The 23,081-nt window shown below is 35.9% G+C and carries 23 protein-coding genes; 10 read left to right on the top strand and 13 right to left on the bottom strand.

The genetic code is table 11. The annotated features are described in order from the left end of the window. Positions 1 to 36: 36 nt before the first annotated feature. Positions 37 to 942: a MerR family transcriptional regulator gene (locus tag M902_RS03930; RefSeq protein ID WP_021265880.1), complete on the bottom strand. Its 906-nt coding sequence runs from the start codon at positions 940 to 942 to the stop codon at positions 37 to 39. Positions 943 to 1,023: 81 nt separating this feature from the next. Here M902_RS03930 and M902_RS03925 point away from each other — a divergent pair, with 81 nt between their 5' ends. Genes M902_RS03925 through M902_RS03910 form a run of 4 tightly spaced genes read left to right on the top strand, consistent with a single transcriptional unit; the run spans position 1,024 to position 5,250 of the window. Next, a complete protein-coding gene (locus tag M902_RS03925) occupies positions 1,024 to 2,412 on the top strand; it encodes a TIGR01777 family oxidoreductase (RefSeq protein ID WP_021265773.1) in 1,389 nt (462 codons plus the stop codon). Between the two features lie 18 nt (positions 2,413 to 2,430). Next, positions 2,431 to 2,964, top strand: a complete 534-nt coding sequence (locus M902_RS03920; protein WP_021265713.1) for a lipocalin family protein — start codon at positions 2,431 to 2,433, stop codon at positions 2,962 to 2,964. Between the two features lie 20 nt (positions 2,965 to 2,984). After that, on the top strand, positions 2,985 to 3,941 hold the full coding sequence (locus M902_RS03915) for a DUF523 and DUF1722 domain-containing protein (RefSeq protein WP_021265815.1): 957 nt from the start codon (positions 2,985 to 2,987) through the stop codon (positions 3,939 to 3,941). 1 nt (position 3,942) lies between these two features. Continuing rightward, the gene (locus tag M902_RS03910) at positions 3,943 to 5,250 is read left to right on the top strand and encodes a deoxyribodipyrimidine photo-lyase (RefSeq protein WP_021266349.1); all 1,308 of its coding nucleotides are present in this window, start codon (positions 3,943 to 3,945) and stop codon (positions 5,248 to 5,250) included. Here the strand turns inward: M902_RS03910 and M902_RS03905 are convergent. The 7 genes from M902_RS03905 to M902_RS03875 form a co-directional block, all read right to left on the bottom strand. Next, positions 5,247 to 5,651 carry a hypothetical protein gene (locus M902_RS03905; protein WP_021266342.1) on the bottom strand — a complete coding sequence of 135 codons (405 nt, stop codon included), beginning with the start codon at positions 5,649 to 5,651 and terminating at the stop codon, positions 5,247 to 5,249. The two genes, M902_RS03910 and M902_RS03905, sit on opposite strands and share 4 nt — an antisense overlap. Positions 5,652 to 5,737: 86 nt before the next feature. Next, a complete protein-coding gene (locus M902_RS03900; RefSeq protein ID WP_084710439.1) occupies positions 5,738 to 7,132 on the bottom strand; it encodes a sensor histidine kinase in 1,395 nt (464 codons plus the stop codon). Positions 7,133 to 7,193: 61 nt separating this feature from the next. Next, a complete protein-coding gene (locus M902_RS03895; RefSeq protein ID WP_021266198.1) occupies positions 7,194 to 8,714 on the bottom strand; it encodes a S8 family serine peptidase in 1,521 nt (506 codons plus the stop codon). 79 nt (positions 8,715 to 8,793) lie between these two features. Then, on the bottom strand, positions 8,794 to 9,246 hold the full coding sequence (locus M902_RS03890) for a hypothetical protein (RefSeq protein ID WP_021265904.1): 453 nt from the start codon (positions 9,244 to 9,246) through the stop codon (positions 8,794 to 8,796). A 136-nt stretch (positions 9,247 to 9,382) separates the two neighbouring features. Continuing rightward, positions 9,383 to 10,789, bottom strand: a complete 1,407-nt coding sequence (locus M902_RS03885) for a HAMP domain-containing sensor histidine kinase (RefSeq protein WP_156979707.1) — start codon at positions 10,787 to 10,789, stop codon at positions 9,383 to 9,385. 284 nt (positions 10,790 to 11,073) lie between these two features. After that, on the bottom strand, positions 11,074 to 11,910 hold the full coding sequence (locus M902_RS03880) for a LysR family transcriptional regulator (RefSeq protein WP_021265967.1): 837 nt from the start codon (positions 11,908 to 11,910) through the stop codon (positions 11,074 to 11,076). 100 nt (positions 11,911 to 12,010) lie between these two features. After that, positions 12,011 to 12,337 carry a hypothetical protein gene (locus M902_RS03875; protein ID WP_021265824.1) on the bottom strand — a complete coding sequence of 109 codons (327 nt, stop codon included), beginning with the start codon at positions 12,335 to 12,337 and terminating at the stop codon, positions 12,011 to 12,013. A 180-nt stretch (positions 12,338 to 12,517) separates the two neighbouring features. Here M902_RS03875 and M902_RS15720 point away from each other — a divergent pair, with 180 nt between their 5' ends. Together M902_RS15720 and M902_RS03865 are read left to right on the top strand one after the other, a co-directional pair. Then, complete coding sequence (locus M902_RS15720; RefSeq protein ID WP_021265758.1) at positions 12,518 to 13,672, top strand: phosphatase PAP2 family protein; 1,155 nt, start codon at positions 12,518 to 12,520, stop codon at positions 13,670 to 13,672. A 48-nt stretch (positions 13,673 to 13,720) separates the two neighbouring features. Beyond that, positions 13,721 to 14,668 carry a hypothetical protein gene (locus M902_RS03865; RefSeq protein ID WP_021265736.1) on the top strand — a complete coding sequence of 316 codons (948 nt, stop codon included), beginning with the start codon at positions 13,721 to 13,723 and terminating at the stop codon, positions 14,666 to 14,668. Here M902_RS03865 and M902_RS15715 read toward each other — a convergent pair. The 3 genes from M902_RS15715 to M902_RS03850 all read right to left on the bottom strand — a co-directional run bounded on the left by M902_RS15715 (position 14,665) and on the right by M902_RS03850 (position 16,503). Further along, complete coding sequence (locus M902_RS15715; protein WP_084710438.1) at positions 14,665 to 15,231, bottom strand: GNAT family N-acetyltransferase; 567 nt, start codon at positions 15,229 to 15,231, stop codon at positions 14,665 to 14,667. The two genes, M902_RS03865 and M902_RS15715, sit on opposite strands and share 4 nt — an antisense overlap. Before the next feature lie 94 nt (positions 15,232 to 15,325). Beyond that, complete coding sequence (locus M902_RS03855; protein WP_021266186.1) at positions 15,326 to 15,919, bottom strand: OmpW family protein; 594 nt, start codon at positions 15,917 to 15,919, stop codon at positions 15,326 to 15,328. Positions 15,920 to 16,047: 128 nt separating this feature from the next. Then, positions 16,048 to 16,503, bottom strand: a complete 456-nt coding sequence (locus M902_RS03850; protein ID WP_021266502.1) for a hypothetical protein — start codon at positions 16,501 to 16,503, stop codon at positions 16,048 to 16,050. A gap of 185 nt (positions 16,504 to 16,688) precedes the next feature. Here M902_RS03850 and M902_RS03845 point away from each other — a divergent pair, with 185 nt between their 5' ends. Together M902_RS03845 and M902_RS03840 are read left to right on the top strand one after the other, a co-directional pair. Further along, the gene (locus tag M902_RS03845) at positions 16,689 to 18,863 is read left to right on the top strand and encodes an OsmC domain/YcaO domain-containing protein (RefSeq protein ID WP_021266013.1); all 2,175 of its coding nucleotides are present in this window, start codon (positions 16,689 to 16,691) and stop codon (positions 18,861 to 18,863) included. 43 nt (positions 18,864 to 18,906) lie between these two features. Beyond that, on the top strand, positions 18,907 to 19,446 hold the full coding sequence (locus M902_RS03840) for a glutathione peroxidase (protein WP_021266132.1): 540 nt from the start codon (positions 18,907 to 18,909) through the stop codon (positions 19,444 to 19,446). A 147-nt stretch (positions 19,447 to 19,593) separates the two neighbouring features. Here M902_RS03840 and M902_RS03835 read toward each other — a convergent pair whose 3' ends face one another. Then, entirely contained in the window at positions 19,594 to 21,171 is a 1,578-nt protein-coding gene (locus tag M902_RS03835) for a methyl-accepting chemotaxis protein (protein WP_021266016.1), read from the bottom strand. A 162-nt stretch (positions 21,172 to 21,333) separates the two neighbouring features. Between M902_RS03835 and M902_RS03830 the strand changes: the two genes are divergently transcribed. Together M902_RS03830 and M902_RS03825 are read left to right on the top strand one after the other, a co-directional pair. Next, on the top strand, positions 21,334 to 21,645 hold the full coding sequence (locus tag M902_RS03830; protein ID WP_021265723.1) for a YqfO family protein: 312 nt from the start codon (positions 21,334 to 21,336) through the stop codon (positions 21,643 to 21,645). Between the two features lie 8 nt (positions 21,646 to 21,653). Next, positions 21,654 to 22,001 carry a 4a-hydroxytetrahydrobiopterin dehydratase gene (locus M902_RS03825; protein ID WP_021266374.1) on the top strand — a complete coding sequence of 116 codons (348 nt, stop codon included), beginning with the start codon at positions 21,654 to 21,656 and terminating at the stop codon, positions 21,999 to 22,001. On the opposite strand, the gene M902_RS03820 is transcribed toward M902_RS03825, so the two are convergent. Next, on the bottom strand, positions 21,987 to 23,066 hold the full coding sequence (locus M902_RS03820) for a hypothetical protein (protein ID WP_021266426.1): 1,080 nt from the start codon (positions 23,064 to 23,066) through the stop codon (positions 21,987 to 21,989). The genes M902_RS03825 and M902_RS03820 overlap by 15 nt on opposite strands. Between the last annotated feature and the right edge of the window lie 15 nt (positions 23,067 to 23,081).

The raw sequence follows: 23,081 nt of genomic DNA, 5'->3' as shown, positions 1-23,081 counted from the left end.
TATCAAACAATAATATGACAAAACATACTGCGTTATTTATATGGCATTTGCCAGAAAAGTATTATTAAAAGTCTGAAAGTCATTAATAATTAATACTAACTCAATATTTTTGAATTTAGGTAGCTTAATAGGATGGCCTCCACCGATCACTACATCTATCTTTCGCTCAAGTTTCTCATCGATTTTTTGTAGATATGGAATAATGCTTTTAAAATAATCCCAGCCATCAGATGAAACAGCACCCAAGATAAGACCTTTGCAATTTAGCGCATTAATGGCCTCAGCTAAACAATCAGCAGGATTTGCAGCACCAAGATAGTATGTGCCTATTCTTTTTGTACGACAAAGTATGTCTGCAATAATAATTGAGAGTTCATGAAGATTCCCCTCTGGGGTTGCAAGTACATATCGGCCTTTGAGGTCATTATTAGGTAAACGAATCTGTCCTAATTGATCACGTACTATCGTGGAGATAATATGTTCTTGAGTAACACTGTAGTTCCCATCAAAAACTAAACCACCAATTTTTTGCATAATTGGAAGAACAACTAAAAAAATAAAATCTTGAGCACTAAGACTTAGCCTTAGAAACTCAATTTCATTTCTCACATTTTCAATTTCATATAGAGCTAATGACGCAAATAGGATATCAATTGATTTTTCGACTTTATCCTCTTGCGAGATACTTGACTGATTTATGACAAGACTCATCTCCTTTAAATCGTCTAATGAAAGACTTGCCACCTTTGAAATAGTTTGGCCCGACTTTATAAGCGAGGCAATGATTTTAGCTCGGGCCAGATCTTCTGGGCCATACAAGCGTTGACCGGCCTCATCTCGAATAGGACAAAAAGCATTATATCTCTTCTCCCACATGCGAATTGTGTGAGGTTGAACATTACAAATACCTGATATTATTCGAATTGCTACATTTTGCTTCATTTCTACCTCAATATCTCACAATATATTGTTTAAGTGTTGTATATTATATTATATATACATAACCTACACAAGGAGTAATTAATGGGAATTCTAATTACCGGTGCAACAGGACTAATTGGCCGTGAATTAATTCATGATTTGGCCATCCATGGACACGAAAATATTCACGTTCTAACTAGAAATCCTAAGAAGGCGCAGGCTTCCTTCAATATTCCAATCAAATGCTTCTACTGGGATCCTGAAAAGGCCAAAATTGATAAAGCTGCACTTAATTCAGTTCATACTATTATTCATCTTGCTGGTGAAAATATTGGAGCTAGAAGGTGGTCCAAAAAACAAAAAGAAAAGATCATCAACTCGCGCGTGCATTCAACTCGTCTACTCGTGGATACAATTAATGAAAATAAAACTCTGCCGATTAAAAAGTTTATTAGCGCAAGTGCCATCGGAATCTATGGTAATCAAAATGGAGACCAAATCTTAGATGAGCAAGCAGATTTTGGAAGTGACTTTCTCGCTAAGACTTGCATTGCTTGGGAGAAAGAAACTGCTAATATTCAAAATAAAGAAATTGTCGTCAATCATGTCAGAACAGGAGTTGTCCTTGCACGAAATGGTGGAGCTCTTGAGAAGATGCTTATTCCGTTTAAGCTAGGAGTGGCAGGAAAACTAGGTAGTGGTGAGCAGATGATGAGTTGGATTCATCTTTCGGATATGGTTTCAATTTATCGCTTCCTAGTGGAGAATAACTTTACTGAAAAAGCATTTAATGCTGTTGCACCTAAGGCCCACTCAAATTCTAATTTCACGAGAATTTTGGGAAAGGTTTTAAAACGTCCAACATTACTTCCAGCTCCAGCTTTTGCAATAAGGATAGCTCTTGGGGAAATGGCCACACTTGTGCTTGATGGACAAAATGTATATCCGAAGAATCTTTTAGAGAAAGGCTATAAATTCAAATTTGAACACCTTGAAGATGCGCTTACTAACCTTGTTGGGCCAGAAGAAGAATTTAAACAAATACAATGGTTGAAACATCCATTAGCTGAAGTTTTTGATTTCTTTAGTGATGAAAGAAATCTTGAAACAATTACCCCTGAATCACTTAGCTTCAAAGTAATTGGAAAAAGTACTGAACAGATTGAGACCGGTACAATCATTGACTATAAATTAAGTCTCTACGGCCTGCCATTCAAGTGGAAGACTGAGATTTCGAATTTCAATCGCAATAAAGAATTCACTGATACACAACTTAAGGGGCCATATAAGAAGTGGGTTCATACTCACGGCTTTAAGAGGTACGCCAATGGAACATTAATGACTGATAATATTACATATAAAGTTCCTATGGGCGAGATTGGACGAATCTTTGCTGGCGCCTTTATTAGAAAGGATATTAATAAAATTTTTAATTATCGTAGCCAAAAATTATACAAAATTTTTGGTGAAACTAAAAACCATGTTGAATAAAATTATAAAGGAGAAAAAATGAAGAAGCTCATGTTACTTATTGCCATTTTATCAAGTTCACTTACTTTCTCTGGGTCTACTCTCCCTTTGGATACAGTTGATTATGTCGAACTACAAAAGTACCTTGGTAAATGGTATGAAATTGCACGCTTTGAGCAAAGCTTTCAAAAAGGCTGTACCGCAGTTACAGCTAATTATAGCCTGAGATCCGATGGAGATATCGAAGTTCTAAACACATGTCGACAAGGCTCTCCATCAGGCGAATTGAAAACGGCCAAGGCAAGAGCTTGGGTTGTTGATAAAGAAACAAATGCAAAGCTTAAAGTTCAATTCTTCCTACGTGGAATAAAACTTCCTATCTTTGCTGGAAATTATTGGATTTTAGACCTAGGTAATAATTACGAATATGCCATGGTTGGAGATAAATCTAGAAAGTACCTATGGATCCTATCAAGAACTAGAGAACTTGATGAAAAGATCTACCTTGAACTAGTTGCCAAGGCCAAGGATCTTCACTTTGATACATCTAAATTAATTAAAACAAAGCAATAGTTACTAATAAGGAGAACCCAATGTCTTTGCGACCAAAAATTGCCATTAGCTCTTGTCTGTTAGGTGAGAATATTCGCTACAATGGCGGTCACTGCCGTGAAGACTGGGTGTTTTCTGAACTTTCAAAATTTGTTGATTTTGTTCCAGTATGCCCCGAATTTGAAATGGGCCTAGGTGTTCCAAGAGAAGAAGTTCATTTATTCAAAGTTGATAAAGACTCTAATGAAATTCGATTAAGATCGAAATTATCTAAAAAAGATCTCACAGAAGAGGCCAATGAAATATATAAAAGAATTCAAGAACGAATTTCACTTGAAAAGATAAACGGCCATATATTTACAAGGAAATCCCCTACTTGTGGAACCGATAATGTAAAAACGATCACTCTTAGTGATGAAAATTATGTCACAAAGTCCACAGGGCTTTATGCTAATTATATCATGAATGCCATGCCAACCCTTCCTTATATCGATAGTGGGAGAATTAAGAATCTCGAATTAAGAGAGAATTTTGTTAAAAAAGTTTTTTCACATGTAAGATTTCAAGAGCTCGATGGCACAATTAGAGAACTACAACAATTTCATCAAATGTATAAGTATTCTATCATGGAGCACAATCAGAATAACCTGAGAACGCTTGGAGGTATTGCGGCCAACCATGATAAGTTAGAAGCGAGCGAGGTTTATATAAAGTACTTCAATCTCTTTATGGAGACCCTAGATATTCTTCCTACCAGAAAGAATCGTCTCAATGCCTGTTTTCATGTATTCGGGTATTTTAAAAAAGATCTAACTTCTCACGAAAAAGATATTCTTATAAAAATGATGGAAGACTATAAGAATGGTAACTCTAATTATCTAACGGTGAACTCATTTTTAAACATTCTCACAAATACACACAAAAAGTCTTATCTTCAAGATCAGTATATTTTTGGTCCATATCCAAAAGATTTAAAACTATTAAAGAATATTGCATAAAATGAAAAATAAAGAAGAAGTTAATATATTTTGGTTTAGAAGAGACCTTAGATTAAAAGATAACCGAGGACTTCTCTTCGCACTTCAATCAGGTAGGCCAGTTATTCCGGTCTTTATCTTTGATAAGAATATTCTTTCAAAACTTCAAGATGAAGATGATCTTAGAGTTAGCTTTATTCATGACACAATTAAAGAATTGAAAGAGGAGTTAAATAAACTAAGCAGTGATATCTTAGTCTTTCATTCCACTCCTGAAGCGGCTTATAAAGAGTTAACTAAACGCTACAATCTAGCAGAGGTTTTTACTAATGAAGACTATGAGCCTTATGCAATAAAGAGAGATAATAAAATTGAGCAACTTCTTAAGAAAGAAGGTATTAAATTCTCACGCTACAAAGACCACTGTATCTTTGCAAAAGACGACATACTAAAAGAAGATGGTAAACCTTATGTTGTCTACACCCCCTTTAAAAACAAATGGCTTTCGACGCTTGCTCCAAAAGATATCGCAACAATTGAAACGCATAAGTACTTCAATAACTTTCACAAATTTAAAATAAAAAGTTATCCAAATTTAGAAGAGATGGGATTTATCTACAATGAGAAAGCAAAGGATCAAGTAAAAACTATAAAGAGAAAGATCATTGATAGCTACGATCAAAATCGCGATATTCCAGCACTAGATGCAACTTCAAAGCTAGGGGTTCATCTTCGTTTTGGAACTCTCTCACCTAGAAAATGTGCACAAGTTGGTTTTAAAAGAAATCAAGTTTGGCTAAGTGAATTAATTTGGCGCGAATTTTTCATCCAAATCATGTATCACTTTCCACATGTTATAAATGGGCCATTTAGAGAAAAGTATAGTCAAATTAAATGGAACAATAACAAGAAGCAATTTAAGAAGTGGTGTGAGGGAAAAACCGGCTACCCTATCGTTGATGCAGGAATGCGTGAGCTAAACGAAACAGGATATATGCATAACCGCGTTCGCATGATTGCTGCCTCATTTCTTGTCAAAGACTTACTTATTGATTGGCGTTGGGGTGAAGAGTATTTTGCAAGGAAGCTTAATGACTTTGAACTGGCCTCCAATAATGGCAATTGGCAATGGGTTGCAGGAACAGGCTGTGACGCTGCTCCCTACTTTAGAATCTTTAATCCTTATACTCAGCAGAAGAAATTTGATCCTAATTTCAAATATATAAAGAAATGGGTACCTGAATATGGAACATCAGAATACCCAGATGAAATAATTGATCATAAAATTGCTTACCATCAAACACTTAAAGCCTACAAGGCCTGTAACTAAATGCTAACACATGGACCAATATTGCGAGTCACACTGAAGTCTGATCCATAATCATCACTTAGATTATATTCTACAAAGACTTCATCGTTTGAATACTCATCAGTTGTAAGACTTTCTACACAACTTAATATTTCAATACGATCATGTGAACCTTGATAATATCGGCCATTCATGTCATTTGCTGCTTGGTAGATCTGGTTGCAAACCTGATTTACTTCACCAACATAACAGAACTGACGTGACCGAATTGTATCATCTTGATTGTAATTAAAACTTGAATCACTGAAGCCAATAATCGCCCCAAGCTTTAGATCAGATGTAACGATAAAGGTCGAATTTGATGAATTTGCAAACGTTGAAATAGCACTCACAAATATGAGTGTTTTAAAAATTGTTTTCATATTGAGCTCCCTAATACTTAATATGTTTAACAATTTCTAGCATGGTAAACTCAATAAATAAAACAATAATATATTCTTAACGAAATCTAAAAATTAATAACAAAAGTTGTGTTCTCACTTTCGTTGTCGATAAACAAATTATATCCGGAACGTTCTATAATTTGCTTTGTGATAGCAAGTCCAACACCATGGCCATTACCACACTTCTTTCTTGAATCACCTAATTCAAAAATCCTCTCTTGAGCTTTTAGAGGTATGCCTGTTCCACTGTCAATTATCTTAATAAAACGTTCTGTGGAAGACGCGACAACCTTAATCCAAGGTGAGTCAGTGGACTTTATCTCATCTAAAGAGTTTTTAATTAAGTTAACCAGGCAAAGGCTTAACTCCGTCTCATTTCCCTCAATAGAAAAGTCATCCATTTCAACTTCAACTCTTACGCAATGGCGTGTAATCTTATCACTAACAAGCTCAAGCGCTTCTTGTGTGATATGTGAAACTGAAATAATTTGTTTTGAAGATGAGTAATTTTTTTTAAAAATATTCATATAGAGTTCAGTTACCTCAAGAATTTTACCAATGTGGCGACGTAGCTTTTGTGTATACGGGGAGAACTCCTTATCGATCAACTTATCAAGTCGATCATTTGTCGTACTTAGTACAAAGAGATGATTTCTAATATCGTGAGCAATACTTGCAGAAGCGAAACCAAACTGAGCTACCTTTGAAAGCTTAACCATATCTTTCTCAAGGTTATACATCTTAGTAAAGGCCAGATCCTGATAGTACATATTAAAACGCATCGATTCGAAAACATATCCTAAATAGTAGATCGGTACGAGATACCCGATTACTTCTGTTCCAATTATCGTATCCCAGCAAGAAACAAATAATGTTAGCAAAATACCTGCTTTAAAAAGGTATTCCTTACCTTCTTTCTTATTAAGCTCGCGCCATATAACAACGGTTGTATATAGAATTGTAATAATGCCGAAGAATCCAACGACGACTACTAAATTACTTGGATATATTGTTAAATTTAAGCTCTTGGTAAAAAGTGTTGCTGGTGGTGTTTCACGAGGAATAAACATAAGGTCTATATCAGAAAAGAGATAGAGGACCCCTCCTACGACCTGGAAGATAGAATGACCAATACAGAAAATCTTAGATGGCCTTAAGAGCTTTATATCTCGGCCAAAGAAACCTTCAATTGCCCTGATATAACAATAATAAGTAAAGTATGCGAAAAACCAATATGTAAGAAGTAAGAAATTTGAAAACTTAGTATCTGTAATATGAGTATTAAAGGCAATCAAGATGGCATACGAGCCCGCACTCAAGCACATAGCGATATGCCAAAAGACCTTGCGACTCAGTAACTTCCTAGAGGTATAAACCCCTATCGAAGCTTGGTACAAGAAAAACGCAAATGCAAAGGTCGTTACATATCTAGTAAGAACCTTGTATTCCTCGATGCTCATACAGTAAATATACTATATTTAAAATAATTAAAACACTTAAAAATGCCCGAATTTATTAAAATTATCTCAAGATAGTTGGTAAAGGTCTTATGACACCAAATTTTGATTGAATTGAGTTCTTCTTAATACTCTGTTCTTTCATTAGTTCAACAATTTCCAATGGACGCATATTCGGGTTTAACTCCTTCAGACGTGCTGCCATATTAAGGGCCATTGGCGATGCCATCGAAGTTCCTGAATGACGAATTTTCATATCTCCAAGAAGGGCCGCCTCAATTTTTGTTCCAGGGGCAAAGAAATCAACATAGCTGGAGCTATAATTTGAAAAGTCGGCCATCTCATAATTTTCATCATTTCGCCAACCACTATCCGCTGTTGCTCCAATAGTTATAACATTTGGATAAGGGTAACAGGCCGGATACATACAATCACGACTTCCATTTAAGTAGCGTCCATCATTTCCAGCTGCAACAAAGAAAACTACTTCGGGGTTATTTAAGAACATATTTTGAAGGCTACGATAAGTTTTACGATCTACAAGCCCTAAGGATTGATGTGGAAAAGAAAAACTCATATTAACAAAATCAACTTCTGAATTTTGAAGCTTTTTAGAAATCATATCCAGATACTTTGACTCACCAAAGTCCCCCGCAAAAGCAAGAAGTGATGCGGATTGAAGACCGTTAAGCGCAATTGAGGAAACATGAGTTCCGTGAGAAGTGATTGGACCAGTCGTCCCCTTTGCCTTAATTGTCTCAAAAGGAATTCCGTAAATCCCCGCTTTCTGACTTGAGCTACCTCCCGTACGAGGTAAGAAGCCAGAGAAAGGATTCATAAACTTTATATCGCTATCTCCATCAAAGTGAACACCTAGAACATTATCAATAAGGCCATCACCATCACTGTCTTCCATATTGAAAGATTCGATCGAGTTAACGAGAATATGATCTTGAATATCTTGATGATTATGATCGAAGCCAGAATCAATAACTGCAATCTTAACAGCTGCATCACTAGGTCCGCCTGAAACCTCTCCAATCTCATTTTGAATATAATCACCAATTTTGACGTCATTATTATTGAAGACATTAAATCCAATGATGCGCTTTTCATCATAGATAAATTTATATTTATAGTCCTCACCATCAGGATTGATAACTTTTCTTTCAACAATTAAATCATCTAAAATCGTATCAATGCTTTCTAATGCATGTGTTCTCTTATCAAAACCAAATTCTTTAAGAATAATTTCTTGATTACCATTTCTTTGAATTAAAACCTTAGATTGAACGTGGTTATTTTGAGTATTAAATACCGTTTTATAAAAAACTGAGTCGCTTTTGTATTCATAAGTAATACTTGAGATCTGCTCTCCTTCTATCGTATAGAAGTTTTGCTTTATCAGTTTATTATCTAAAAAATATTCTTCTGATGAGATTTTTTTATTCTTTTCAAAGTATTTAGAAATACTTTTCTTTGCACCGTCAATACATGTTTTGACATTACCATCAAGAGTACATGACTCTACTGCTAAAATATTTGTAACTGAAATAAGGGTAATAAAAAAAGGGATTATTTTCATAATCCCTTTATATCTTAATTTTGAATACTATATTTGAACTTTGAAAAAACTATGTCCAAGATTAAACTTTAGACACTTCTTAGTTTAGCTCACAAGTGTAATTAATTTCATTCTTTTTGAATAGAAAACAACGGTAGCTAATATCAATTGAAACTGAATTATCATCGATAAGAATCTTTTCTTTATAATTAGAAGCTCCACCGAAGTCCCCACAAGCATCGCCTCCTGGACGATTAGAATTTGTCGAAACTAAAAGAGTATCATTATCTAAAAGCTCGGCACTATCAAGAAGTGCAACAGAAACTGGATTTGCATATAGTTCAGGAGTATCAAATTCTACTCTTACTGCATCACTATCACTCTCTACAACTACAGTACAACTCCCTCTTTCTTCTCCGTTCATCATCACCTTACCTGATTTACCGCTTAAGCTTTTTAAATCTGACACAAAACTATCAACATTAGAGTTGGCAGATACATTTGCACCAAGTGCAGAAAGTGTAAATAAGACTGCTAAAGATAATGATTTCATATAATTCTCCCTTATTATTAATATTTATAAAGAAGCTTATACCTAAAAAATAAAATTTAATCACCTTAATCTGTAATAATAACCTACCTGTTAATAGGTTATATAATTTAAATAAGATCAATAACTTACAATAGAGTTATTCAATAAGGTCAATTGTAAAGGTTGTATTGGGTGTTTTTTCATTTAGCCACAATTTAAAACCAGAGCGACTTAAAAGCTCTTTTGTGATAGCAAGGCCAATTCCATGCCCACAGCTTTCCTTATTATAAGTGAAGCCAAAATCAAAAATATGCTCAGCTGTATTCGGCTCGATTCCACTCCCACTATCCACGACATGAATTGATTTATCTTCCCCCTTAAAAATTAGTTTTACCCATTTATTTGTGCTCTTATGGCCTTGTACAGCTTCAAGAGCATTTCTTATAAGATTAACAACAGAGATAACTATTTCTGTTTTATTACAGTGAATGATGAAGTCATCAGCAGCAATTTCAAACTTCACGTTAGAGCCTTCAAATTTAGTACTCACTAGTTCTTTAACATCCTGAATAATTTCTAAACTAGAATAATTCTCTTTCCTAGAGGCAATATTATTTTTAAAGATATTCATATAGAGATCAGTTATCTCTAGAAGTTTATCATTGTGCTTTAAGATTTCTTGGTATGTCTTCTCCTTATCTTCATTTTTATTTCTAAGAAGCGAGTTTATTCTTAACTTAATAACAAATATATGATTTTTAATATCGTGAGCAATGCTTGCAGCTGCGAAACCAAATTGGGCAACCTTCGAGAGCCTTATGACCTCTCTTTCAAGATTGAATAATTTTTCAAAGGCAAGTTTTCGATAAAAGAAATTAAATCTAACGGCCTCAAAAGCATTTGCTAGATAATATATTGGAACGAGTGCACCTGAGACCTCTAGACTTAAGCACGTATCATTTATTACAGACAATATAGTTAAAAGAATCCCTATTTTTAAAAGGTATTCTTTTGAATTCGATTTTTGTAATTCCTTCCATATAATAGCACTAGCGAAGAAGACAGATAGAGCACCTAGGCTACCGACAATCTGTCCAAAGACATTCGGAGACATTCCAATCTGTGCCGATTGATAAAAAAATGTCTCATTGACGACTCCCTGGCCTGTGAAGATAAAGCTTTTGTTAAAAATTATATAAGAGCCCAGGGAAATGAATTGTATTACAGTAAGAACAGCAATTACAACTTTAGGAGCTTTTAAGTACTTCAAGCTCTTACCCAAGAATGCTTCAATCGCATGCATATATGAGAAGAAAGCAATAAATGCAAAAATCCATAAAAGATTCAATATGGCATTTGATGTCTTAATATCTGTAACATGAGTATTAATAGTGAAGAAAAGACAGTATAGTGCAGAAAAGAGACACATCTGTGTATACCAAAGGCTAGAACGTTCCTTAATAGTGTAATAGCTAACCAGACCCGAAAAGAACTGATAAGTGAAAAATGCCAAGAAAAATATCGTAAAATAACGTGTAATATGAATATAAATATCAAGGCTCACGCCATCTCCCTCTTAACAAAATACATAAATATTATGTACCCTACCTATCAAACATTCAAGAACTTCTCAATACTCTCATCCCCCATAGTGTACAATAACGGCATGATTGTCCCATATTATGAATCATAAGAAGCTGATCTTCAGAAAAATCCAAAGCTTTTGAGTTAATTCAAATTGCATCATTTAGTGATGAAAGAAATCCCAAGCAATCTCCTACTAAATGAAGATATATTCAATTGTAGGGAAACTGCTGTCAATTTACGAAAAGGTAAAGAATTAGAAATCTATTTTAAGCAGTCAATTAGCTCCAAAATAAGATTTTTCGTATCTCTATTTTCAAGGTAGTTTTGTCTGACACAAATATAGATACCATGACTACTTTCCTTCTTCTTATAGATCTTTAGCATTTTAGAGTTATTAAAACTAGATGACGGAACAACACAAAAAAGTCCACCAATCTCACAAAGTGTTAACATTGCCTTATGAGAGTTTACACATCCAATTACTTCAAATTTTGATCGCCAAGTCTTGCCAACTGAACGAGTCAAGAATTTTTCGGTATAAAGGTCTTCCTTACGATAAGTAACAAGCTTTCTATTTTCACTGCTCTTTTCATTTATAGGACCTACTAGGTATGTCCCATCACGACAGACCTCAAAAGCGGTCAAGCTTTTTTGTGTCGGAATAATATGAGTCATAATAATATCTAACTCTCCCGCCTGTAATTTCTCAATAAGCTTCATGGCAGAGTCAAAAACTAAATCAAAGTGACCAATATTCTTCCTATCGTGTAACTCACTTAAGGCGGGTAAAAGAAACTTCTCCCCTGCTTCAAAAATACTTCCAACCTTCAAGTTGATTTTTTGTACTTTATTTTGAATAGCACCACTTATTGTATTAAAGCTTGGAAGGACTTGATCTAGAAACGCCTGTCCCTTAGTTGTTAAAGAAGTTGTTTTATTTGATCGAACAAAGAGCTCATAACCCAGTTCATCTTCTAAAAGTTTGATCTTACGTGAAATTGCAGGTTGAGAAGTATTAAGTTCTCTAGCTGTTTGAGAAAAATTTAAATTTTGGCCGAGGTGGCAAAAAACTTCAATATAGTTGAGGTTGATATTCATGATATCTTCTTACCATATCACTTTAATATTTCAAACAACCATCTATATCATTATGTAATAACTCATTTAAAAAAAGGGAGCAACAAGCTCCCTTTATATCTTAGTAGCAATAAGCATTCTGTGTAAGTAGAACTTTTTGAGAATCTACTAGGTAAACCATTTCCTGCTCACATTCAGTTTTAACAGGAACATAGATTTGCTCACCTTCATCATAGTATACATCTGCTGTTTCTTCAGTCCATAGTACGTTAAAAAATACTTCTTTATCTTCTGCACTACTTTTTGAGTAGTAAACATACACTTTAGGCCCAAAATATGCTTTTGCAGTTTTATCAACAGCTTTCTTTGCTTGAGTGATTACTGAGTTTGAAACAGGTGCTGCAATTGAAGTAAGAGATAGCATTGCTACCATTAGTAATTTTTTCATCTAATTCTCCTCATAGTTTTTTGTCTAAATAACAAGATTTCTATTTAATCGTCTATGAGTATTCGTATGTATGTAATTTATTCTTCTTATTTTTAGATACTTACACTGTCTATTTTTTGACTACCTTATAATTATTTACACTTAACACCACTTATTTCTGCATTAAGCTATATTCGACACATGAAAAATATAAGAAAGATCGTAACTAAAGGCATAATTTTATCAACTATCGTATCGAGTGCTTTAGCACAAGAGAATAACTACTTCTGGCAACAGGAGATGCTTAATACGCTCCAAGAAAATTGTGAATGGCGCTATGAAGGCTGTGTAACAGTAGATGAAAATCAAATCGATATGCGTTCTCAGGCAAAGAGGATGCTTGATAATATCTACAGTTGTAAGAATACTATTCAAGGTTGTAGCGATGAAGAACAAAAACGTATCGATGATATGGAAGGTATCAAAGGACGTATTGGAAATGAAACAATCCGTGGTGGTATGAACCCTAAAGAGTTTTCTGAATTCCTAAGAAGATACGATCCTAGTGATAGTAAAAAAGGATACTTTATTCCCCTTGGCCTAAGCGACAAGGAAGCACTAATGCTAGCAGCATCAACATCACTAGGGCTTGTTATGTTTGCCTCGGATGAAGAAACAATGGACTTCATTCAAGATCATAAAAATGGCTTTACAGAAAAATTAGTATATCCAACTAACAATCATGAGCGCCTTATTATGGGTGGTGCCGCAGCTGGTTCTTACTTCATGGGTGTTGTCCTTGAAGATGGAAAGCTCAAGAAAGCAGGACTATACGTTGTCACGTCACAAATTGCGACACAAATTGTAACAGAAGGTTTTAAGAAAACTTTTGGCCGACAAAGACCAAATAAAGACCTCGGTGCCTATGCATTTGGAACAGAAGGAAAGTCTTTCTTTTCTGGGCACTCATCTGGTGCTTGGTCATTTGCAACAGTATTTGCAGAAATCTACAAAGATAATAAAGTTGTTCCTTATCTAGCCTATGGTGTTGCGGCCCTAACTTCATACGGACGTCTACACGACAGAAAACACTGGTTATCTGATGTTTTTGCAGGTGCAATCGCAGGACATCTTATCACGAAACTTGTTATCAGAATGCATGAAAGTGATGATAGCGAAGGTGGACTAATGGTCTTTCCAAGCTGGAACGCTGAATCAAGTACCTTCATGGTTAATTTTGAGTGGACACCTAAGAGAAAGAACTCTCAGGGAGAATTTCAATGTAAAAAGATGCCAGAAGGAAAAGAGAAGATCCGCGCCTGTATCTATGAAGCTTACTTAAGGTCACAAAACTAGTAACGATAAATATCGATATCACCCATAGTCAGGAAATTTGGAGATATTATGAATAAGTTGAAATCCTTAGCTCTAATTGTTCTTATTGGAATTAGTGCTCAAGCTCAAGCGGCCCGTATCTGGTCATCTATACCTTTTGTAAGAGGTGCGGACCTTTGCGCTTATAAGCAGGCTTACTCACAAACACGCTCAGAATATATGAGCGAGATGACAGGTCTGGCCTCAGAGCTTATGCAATCAGGAGCAAAAGGTAGTGAGGCCATGCAGATGCTTGTTACTTTCGATGCCTTGTACGACAAGAACGTAAGACTTGCTACTCAACATAAGTATCTTGATGTGACACTCGAAAGTACATTAAAGGCATACTTTGATGGTTACTATCGTGATTTTCCAGTGGTTGATAGAAAGCTTGAATTCGTTCAAATGAATAATATTCGTTATATCATTAACTCAATCAATAACGGTCAAAGACCAGGTTGGATTCCTGATAATGCAGGAGATCTTGTTGATTATATGGCCTATGGTACATATTCATTTGCCCCTAATTGTCGAGGTAATATCCAAGTTACACTTACTCTTGTAGGATCAGATGGTTCGACAAAGAATTATCAGGGAATAGGACAACCTTCAGTTGTGATGTCTCAAATTGCTTCACGTATGTTTGAGGACTTTCAAAGAACTCAATTTCCATCAACACTAAGAGTGAATGGACGAAAGCTTACTATTATTGGAACTCATAATGGATCAGTTGGAAGAGTAACATCATTAAGACAAGCAGAGAGGGCCTGTGACAATATGTATGCAAGACTTCCTAATGGAAATGAACTTGAGGCCATCGATGCTTATGGTGATTGGAATGGCGGAGTTTCAATTCATCAAAATATCTGGGCACTTCGCGGTGGAAAGGTATACCACCCAGGACTTATGAATCCATCACCAGTACGTGACCCATGGTCAGTGAATGCAAAAGTAATGAATTACTACTGTGTTCGCTAAAGCTTAAAAAGTTTTTTAATTTCAGTGTCGGGTTTGATTTGCCCGGCACGATAGTCCATAACCTTTTTTCTCTTCTCATTAAAGTAGTGATGAAGATGAATCAAGATGCCAAACTTATCATCAATTTCCATTTTAGATATAAGAAAGCCGGCCTTAAGTTTTGGAATAATAACAGCATTATTCGTAGCACAGTGGCGAGAGTAGACCATTTGAAAGCCCTCGGCCTCTAAAATAGCGAGAGTCTTATCAAGCATGGCCCCATAAACACCATGGCGACGATACTCAGGAAGAACTGCCGAGTTACACATATAATAAGTTGTACTATTTTCTTGAAAACCCCAGCTCCAGCCAATGAAATTATCATCCTTATCGAAGGCCGCAAGACAGAGCTGATATGGTTTGCCCATATTCTCTTTTAATCTTTTAATATTAGCTAATTCTTCTTCCGAGAGAATATCCCAAAGAACATAACTATGGTCTTCTTCAAAGACTGCCTCTTTGTGTGCTTGATAATACTTATCAAATTCTTTGCCTTCTAGGATTCTAATTTCAAATTCCATCATAGAGAAATGATACAGGAAATATCGATGGGTGCAAATGAATTAAGGAAGAGTTAAAGAGGAGGCTACGCCACATAACCTCCCCCATTTTAGAGTATTAGAATCTAAAACCAATACCGACACCAACAAGGAGAGGATCGATATCAACTTCAGCATTCACTACTCCAGATCCAGTATCAACTGTTGCATCTGTTTGTAAGTAAAGTTTTTTGACGTCAAAGTTTAGATACATATTTTGTGCAACCTTGATATCTGTACCAAGCTGTAATGCATATCCAAATGAATCATCGTACTTAGTTGATGCCATATCTCCTGGTACTTCTCCATAAAAGATTGTGTAGTTGATCCCTGCTCCTACATATGGTTTGAAAACTCCAAAGTCCATATGGTACTGAGCAAGTAATGTTGGAGGTAGAAGAGAAACACTTCCAAGGCTTCCTGTTCCATTAAGATTTACGTCATGAGTTGCTGTTGCAAGAATTAATTCAACAGCAAAGTTTGGATGGAAGAAGTAAGAGAAGTCGACTTCAGGTACTGATTCGTTATTAATTGCAATATTACCACCGATATTATCACTAACATCAGGGCTTACACCAAGTGCTCTTACACGCACCATCGCGTTTTCTTGCGCGAATGAAAAAGAATTAAACATTAAGAAAAATAGAATTGAAATGATTGATGTTTTTTTCACAAAAACTCCTTATGTGTTTTTTTATATAAAAAAAATAGCAAAAGAGTTTTTAAATTTTTATGAGGCAGGTCAGAGATAAAAATAAAAATAAAAAAAAGCCTACTTTTGTAGGCTTTCATTTTTAATTCTTAGTAATGGAATCCCCACTGTTGCATGAATGCATGATCTGAATCATCAAACATTGGCCACCAGCCTTGAGAACCTAGCTGCTCACCTGTTTCATAATCGATCGTATGGTTGATCCAACCTGTTGGCTCTGGACCAACAAAACGACGAAGAACGATTCTTCCATCAACAATATAGTCTGAGCGATGATATGTTACAGTGAAAACAGAACCATCGGCTTTTCTTCTAAAAAAACGAATAACTTCACGATCCGTAAGATTATCACCAAGATTCCACATAAGAGTTGTGTCACCAAAGTCTTTGGCCTTATACCAATCACCAACTAAGTAGTCGTGCTTCATTGTTGAAACCATCGAACGAAACTCTTGGTATTCAGTCATAAGTGTTTTTGCGTCTGGGTGGTTATAACCAAAAACAAGGCAAGGCAGCATTGCCAGCATTAGAATGATAGATTTCATTAACTTCTCCTTTAAATTGAACGAGTATTTTCGCAATAAAGATCATGGAATGGCAATATATGACAACTTAAGAAAGTTAAATTTATTGATTTTCATATACTTACGATGGCATAAATAGCAGTAATTCTTATAGGATTGAAGAAGGATAGGGCCATAACATACCTATTTATGGTAGTTATAGCGCTATGCAAGTAAACGTAAAATACCTCGACAATTTAAAAATCGAAGCCAGCTTCGACGACTTTAAAATCATTTCAGACCAGCCTGTTCGCTACAAAGGTGACGGTACAGCTCCTGGCCCATATGACTATTTCCTAGCATCGTCTGCCATGTGTGCAGCCTACTTTGCCAAGGTCTATTGTAATAGTCGTGATATCCCGACAGAAGATATTCGTATCAGTCAGCAAAATATTGTGGATCCCGATAATCGTTACAAACAATCATTTGTGATTCATGCAGAACTTCCAGCTTCAATATCTGAAAAAGATAAGAAGGGTATTCTTGCATCAATGAATCGCTGTACTGTAAAGCGTGTGATCCAAAATGAAATCGACTTTAAAATCGAGGCCAAAGAAATCTTAGGAAATGATGTCAAACTTGAATATGAAGTAAATGACGCTAAGACCATGATTGCAGGAAAAGACTGTTCTCTCGAGGAAACAATTGAGAATATGACTTCGCTTCTTGCGAATCTAGGAATAAAGATTGAAATCGCCTCTTGGCGCAATCAAGTCCCACACGTTTGGTCTGTTCATATCAGAGATGCAGACTCTCCAATGTGCTTTACGAATGGAAAAGGAGCGACAAAGGACGCTGCCCTTGCTTCGGCCCTTGGTGAGTATCTTGAACGTATCAGCACCAATTACTTTTATAGTGATTACTATCTTGGTGAAGAGATCGCAAATAGCGACTTCGTTCACTACCCTAATGAGAAGTGGTTTGAAATACCAGAAGATGACACACTTCCAGATGGCCTAATGGATAATACCCTAATTGCTGCTTATGATAATGATGGTGAGCTTTCAGCTTCTCACCTTGTTGACACAAACTCAGGAAATTATGAGCGCGGTATTTGTGCACTTCCTTATGTGCGCCAATCAGATGGAGAGACTGTTTATATTCCGGCAAACCTTATTGCAAACCTATTTGTAAGTAATGGGATGAGTGCTGGGAATACTAAGTATGAGGCGCGCGTACAATGTCTTTCTGAAATCTTTGAAAGAGCGGTAAAGAAACAAATTATTGTCGATGAAATAACCCTTCCTGATGTACCAAAAGCAGTTCTCGAAAAGTACCCAACAATTATGGAAGGGGTTGCTAAACTTGAAGAAGCTGGCTTTCCAATTGTCATTAAAGATGCTTCTCTTGGTGGCCGATTTCCTGTCATGTGTGTGACGCTAATGAATCCAAGAAACGGTGGAGTCTTTGCTTCTTTTGGGGCACACCCTCGTTTTGAGGTAGCTCTTGAGAGATCATTAACAGAGCTTCTACAAGGAAGAAGCTTTGAAGGTATGAATGATACTTTTCCACCAACATTTAACGAGTTTGCAATTCGTGAGCAAAATAATATTGTCGATCACTTTATTGACTCAACAGGTGTTATCTCGTGGAAATTCTTTGGTGCGAAATCACAATATGAGTTTAACGAGTGGAACTTTTCAGGAACAACACAAGAAGAATATAACTACTTAATGGACATTCTTAATCAACTTGAAAAAGAAGTTTATATTGCCGATTACAATGAACTGGGGGCGGCCGCATGTCGAATTCTAGTTCCAAATTATTCTGAAATCTATCTACCAGAAGACTTAATTTGGGATAATCATAATCAAGCACTAGACTACCGAGAGGCCATATTAAATCTCCATGCTCTTGATGAAGAAGACCTGTCTGAACTAGTAGGGCAACTTGAAGAAAGTTCACTTGATAACTATATGCCAGTATCAGAACTTATCGGTGTGGCCTTTGACGAAAGTACAGTATGGGGACAACTCGTTATTGGAGAACTTAAGGCACTCACTTACCTTGCATTAAAGCAATTTGAAGATGCCAAAGAGCTTGTTGAAATGCTTGGAACATTCAATGACAATACAATTGAAAGAAGACGCTTCTATCAAGTACTTAATATCGCTCTTGATATTGAACTAGGTGAAGACTTAGAAATGACAGACTACATCGAAAACTTAACTCGTATGTATGGTAGCGAATTAATGGAGCGAGTAAGTAAGACAATTTCTGGAGAGAATCGTTTTGATGGACTTACACCAACAGGAATGAACCTTGAAGGAATTGATAAACATTTAAAGTTAATTGAAAGTTATAAAAAGCTTCAATTGGCACGCCACAACTTTCTAAAATAAACCTTTATGGTAACCTCTTAGAAAACTTTAGGAGGTTACCTATATGAATCTAAATACAATTCAATTTAAAGATGGTAAAGGGCTAGATAAGACAATTAAGGACTTTAATGCCAAGGCCTATCTTATTGTTAATGTTGCTTCTAAGTGTGGACTAACACCACAGTATGAGGCCCTACAGAATCTTTACTCCGAATATAAGGATCAAGGTCTAGAAATTTTGGCCTTCCCAGCAAATGAATTCCTTGGACAAGAACCTGGAACTAACGAAGAAATTCAGCAATTCTGCAATCTTGAATACAACGTGACTTTTCCGGTAAATGAAAAGATTATCGTTAAGGGCGAAGGGCAACACCCTTTATACAAAGCGCTAACAGAATCAAAAAAAGATGCTGTTAGAAATGACAAACCAGACTTTGAACAACTTCTTACTAATAAAGGACTAATATCTGGCATGCCTCACGACATTCATTGGAATTTTGAAAAATTTCTTCTAGATCAAGATGGTGAAATTATTGAAAGATTCTTCCCAGATATCGCACCGACAGATGAAAAAATCATATCAAAATTGAAAGAGCTACTATAAGTAAGACCTGCACGAGGCAGGTCTCTTTCTTATATCGCTAACATTTTTATTCATGAAGAAGAGAATGAGTACTTCCAAAAGAATAACTTAATTCCTTTAAGGCTTGTTCCATACTTTAATGGGCCATCTGAATCAATTACTAGTTTGTTATGCTGCGATTTTTTCTAACTTTTCAACAGCAGTCTTAATTTGTTCACTCTTTTTCACAAGATCTTCAACCTCACGAGCAGAAGTCTCTTGTGAACTCTTTAATTGCCACTGAGACTCATTTAGAGTGTTTATGGATGTATTTACATCTGCAATACCATTTTCTTGCTCTGAAAGTGCACCTAGAATTTCATTACACATACTAGAAGACTCCATTGATTGACCAACTAGCTCTTCAAGAGCATCTCGACAATCGGCCATAAGTTTCTGGCCTTCAAGTAAATCTTTTTCTGTTACCTGAACAAGGTTCTCTACAGTCTTAGTTGTCATATCTGTTAATTCTTTCACTCGACGAGTTGACTCTTCAATAATAGTAGCAATTTCAATGGCCGACTCACCGCTGACTTTAGCAAGGCCTCCAATTTCCTCGGCCACAACACTAAAGCCCTTACCGTGCTCACCTGCCCTCGCCGCTTCAACAGAGGCATTAAAAGACAGAAGTTTTGTTTGGAAAACGATATCACTAATGACTTCAGTTTTTTCTTGAATATCATTAATTGTGTTTGAAATATCATTTAGCTGAATACTATTATCACGAATAACTTGAATAACTTCCTCATTATCTTTTTTAATAATATCAAATGAATGAACTAGTCTTAAGATTTTTTCTTTTGATTCATTTGAGGTATTTGCAGTATGTTTGGCAAGGCCACTTGACCGATCGGCATTATCTCTAGTTGAGTCAACCATTGACTTTATTTCAGTAATGGCAGCTGCAACATTGTCGACAGAATCAGTTTGTTTACTAGATACATCGAGGATCTGCCTTGAACTCGAATTTATATTATTTGCAATGCGCTCTAGCTCAACATATTCTGCCTTTAAATTTCTAATAACGTTTTTAATTGGCGAAATAAAGTTTGCGTACATTGAGTGAGCATTCCACAGAGAAAGCCCTAGAGCAATGGCAACACAAATCATAAGACCAATAAGAGTACTCTTTCTAGCTTCAAAGGTAGCAACCTTTACATCATCGAGATAAACACCGGTTCCGATAACCCACCCCCAAGGAGCAAAGTACTTGATATAAGAAGTCTTTTCAATAATATCACTTTCTTTCTTACGAGCACGATAATATGTTAAAGGCCCTTCACCTTTCTCTAGACCAATCTTAAGAAACTCTTTATAAAGATAAGTTCCCTTTCCGTCTTGGTACTTGGCCATATTATTTCCAACTTTATAAGGATCTGCGCCGTGAGCAACTACGTTTAAATTCTTATCACTGACAAAGAAGTAATTCTTCCCATCATAGCGAAGGGACTGTAGTAAGTTTTTCGCATAAGTCTTTGCTTCTTGTTCTGAAATCTTACCAGCTTGTGACTCATCATAAAGATACTTCACCATACTATAAGCATTATGAATCGCAACCTTTATACTTTCATTTTTACCATTTCGAGCAGTAGAGTTAATCGATGGAAGAGTTACAGCAAATAGTAGAACTACAAAAACGGCCGATGACAAAATTGAATAAACTGACGCAGAAAAGAAGTATTTGATTTTATCTTTTAAACTTACCATTAGATTTCCTCCTGAATACCTCTTACTCCTCGTCAGTTTAAAAAACTAATTAATGAACCAAGCTCAATTATTTTTATGATTTTAATCAGGCTCAGAAAAATGTAAACTTTAATAAAGTTGATGCTTCTCCCTAATGGAATTAATTTAATAAGGATGATTTTAATGAAAAAACTAGTTTTCTTTGTCCCAAAGGCCAATGCAGAGGTCGTCAAAAATGCGGTTTTCGATGCAGGAGCTGGAACAATTGGTAATTATGATCGATGCTCATTTGAAGTTGAGGGTGTGGGACAATTTAGGCCAAATCAAGAGGCCAATCCACATATTGGAAAAAATGGCGAAATAGAGCGAGTTGTCGAATTAAAAGTTGAAACGATATGTCCTGATGACAAAGTAGATGATGTCCTCAAGGCACTTCGAATGGCCCACCCCTATGAAGAGCCTGCGGTAGATTTGTATGAATTATTAAATTTCTAGGAGTAAGTATGACATCCCTTAATGAGAAAACATGTATCCCATGCCAGGGAGGATTTCCTCCCCTACCTATGGATGAAAAAATTCAACTAAAGGATCAACTTGATCCTCGCTGGAGCTTTACTAATGACAAAAAAAGACTCAGCCTTGAACTTGCATGTGACAAATTTAATCAACCGATGGCCATAGCAAATGAAATTGCAAAGGTTGCAGACGAACAATGGCATCACCCAGATCTCTTTATTAGCTTTGGTAAATTAAAGGTTGATCTTTGGACACATAAAATTGATGACCTCGTCGAAAGCGACTTTATTTTTGCTAGTAAAATTGATCAGATTTTGAAGTCACATAAGCTTTAGGGCCAAGTTATAAACAAAAGGTATAACCTCTATTGCAATTAGAATGATAATAATGATCTCCATGAGGTGACTTTTGCGATTATTTACTTCGGCCATATACATCTGAGAAACATCAAGTAGATTCTTAAGTTTCTGATCTACAAGTGATTGCCATTGCTCTACTTGTAAACGCTTTAAACAGATTCTGAACAAGCGAGCATAGTAGATATCTCCAATAACTTTTACAGAGTTCTCAATTCGATCAACTAGTTCACTTGTCTCAAAGTACAACTGACTGGCATCCTTAGCGAGTACTGAAACCTTACTAAAGATTGAAGGATTCTTTTCGACAACTTGTCGATATAGTCCAGATAGTTTTTTATCGAGAAGATCATCGAAGTAACGTAGTTCGAGAAGCTGAATATTTGCAAACTCAATGACATCACAAATATCATGGCCATCAACTTCAGAGTAGACAAAAGCGTTATCCCAATCAATTGCCACAAGATCGTCTGGCCCATAGCTTATTGTACAGTCAACAACAGGTGCTAACATTGCAGGACTCAATTTTACATTCTTTTCCATCGCCAATAATTGATAAACAAAAGAGTCTTCTAGCCAGTAATCTTTGTTATGATACTTAGGAGAAGTGACAAATATACTATATTCTTCACTTTGCTCCCATATTTTAGGTTTTACGAGTGACTCTCCTAACGACTCGACAAAGAAGCTTATTCTTTCACGGCAGAAGTTCTCAACAGAATCTCCCTGTGACCACTGCTCAACCCATTCAATCAATTCCTTCTTCTCTACAAAGAATGGACATTCGATATCCACAGAAAAAGAAAGAGCACCATAGCTCCATATTTTTGCAGTGACGGCCACTTTCAAATTCTTAATCGAATGCTCACCTAAGAAGACCACTAATGGAGGATCCTGAAAGAGCATATTCTTAGATGGCCTATTTAGGCTAAATTTTTTAAGAATTGTAAGGCTTTTGAGTTTCTCATAGGCTTTATCTAATAATACCTCATGAGCAATATCAAAAATTCGATAAACTTTAAGGACACCCATCTTCTTATTCATAAATCACCGCTACCA

Source organism: Bacteriovorax sp. BAL6_X, from assembly GCF_000443995.1.
Taxonomy (GTDB): Bacteria; Bdellovibrionota; Bacteriovoracia; order Bacteriovoracales; family Bacteriovoracaceae; genus Halobacteriovorax_A.
Note: the sequence above shows the minus strand (reverse complement) of the source record. Positions and strands in the feature narration are given on the sequence as shown.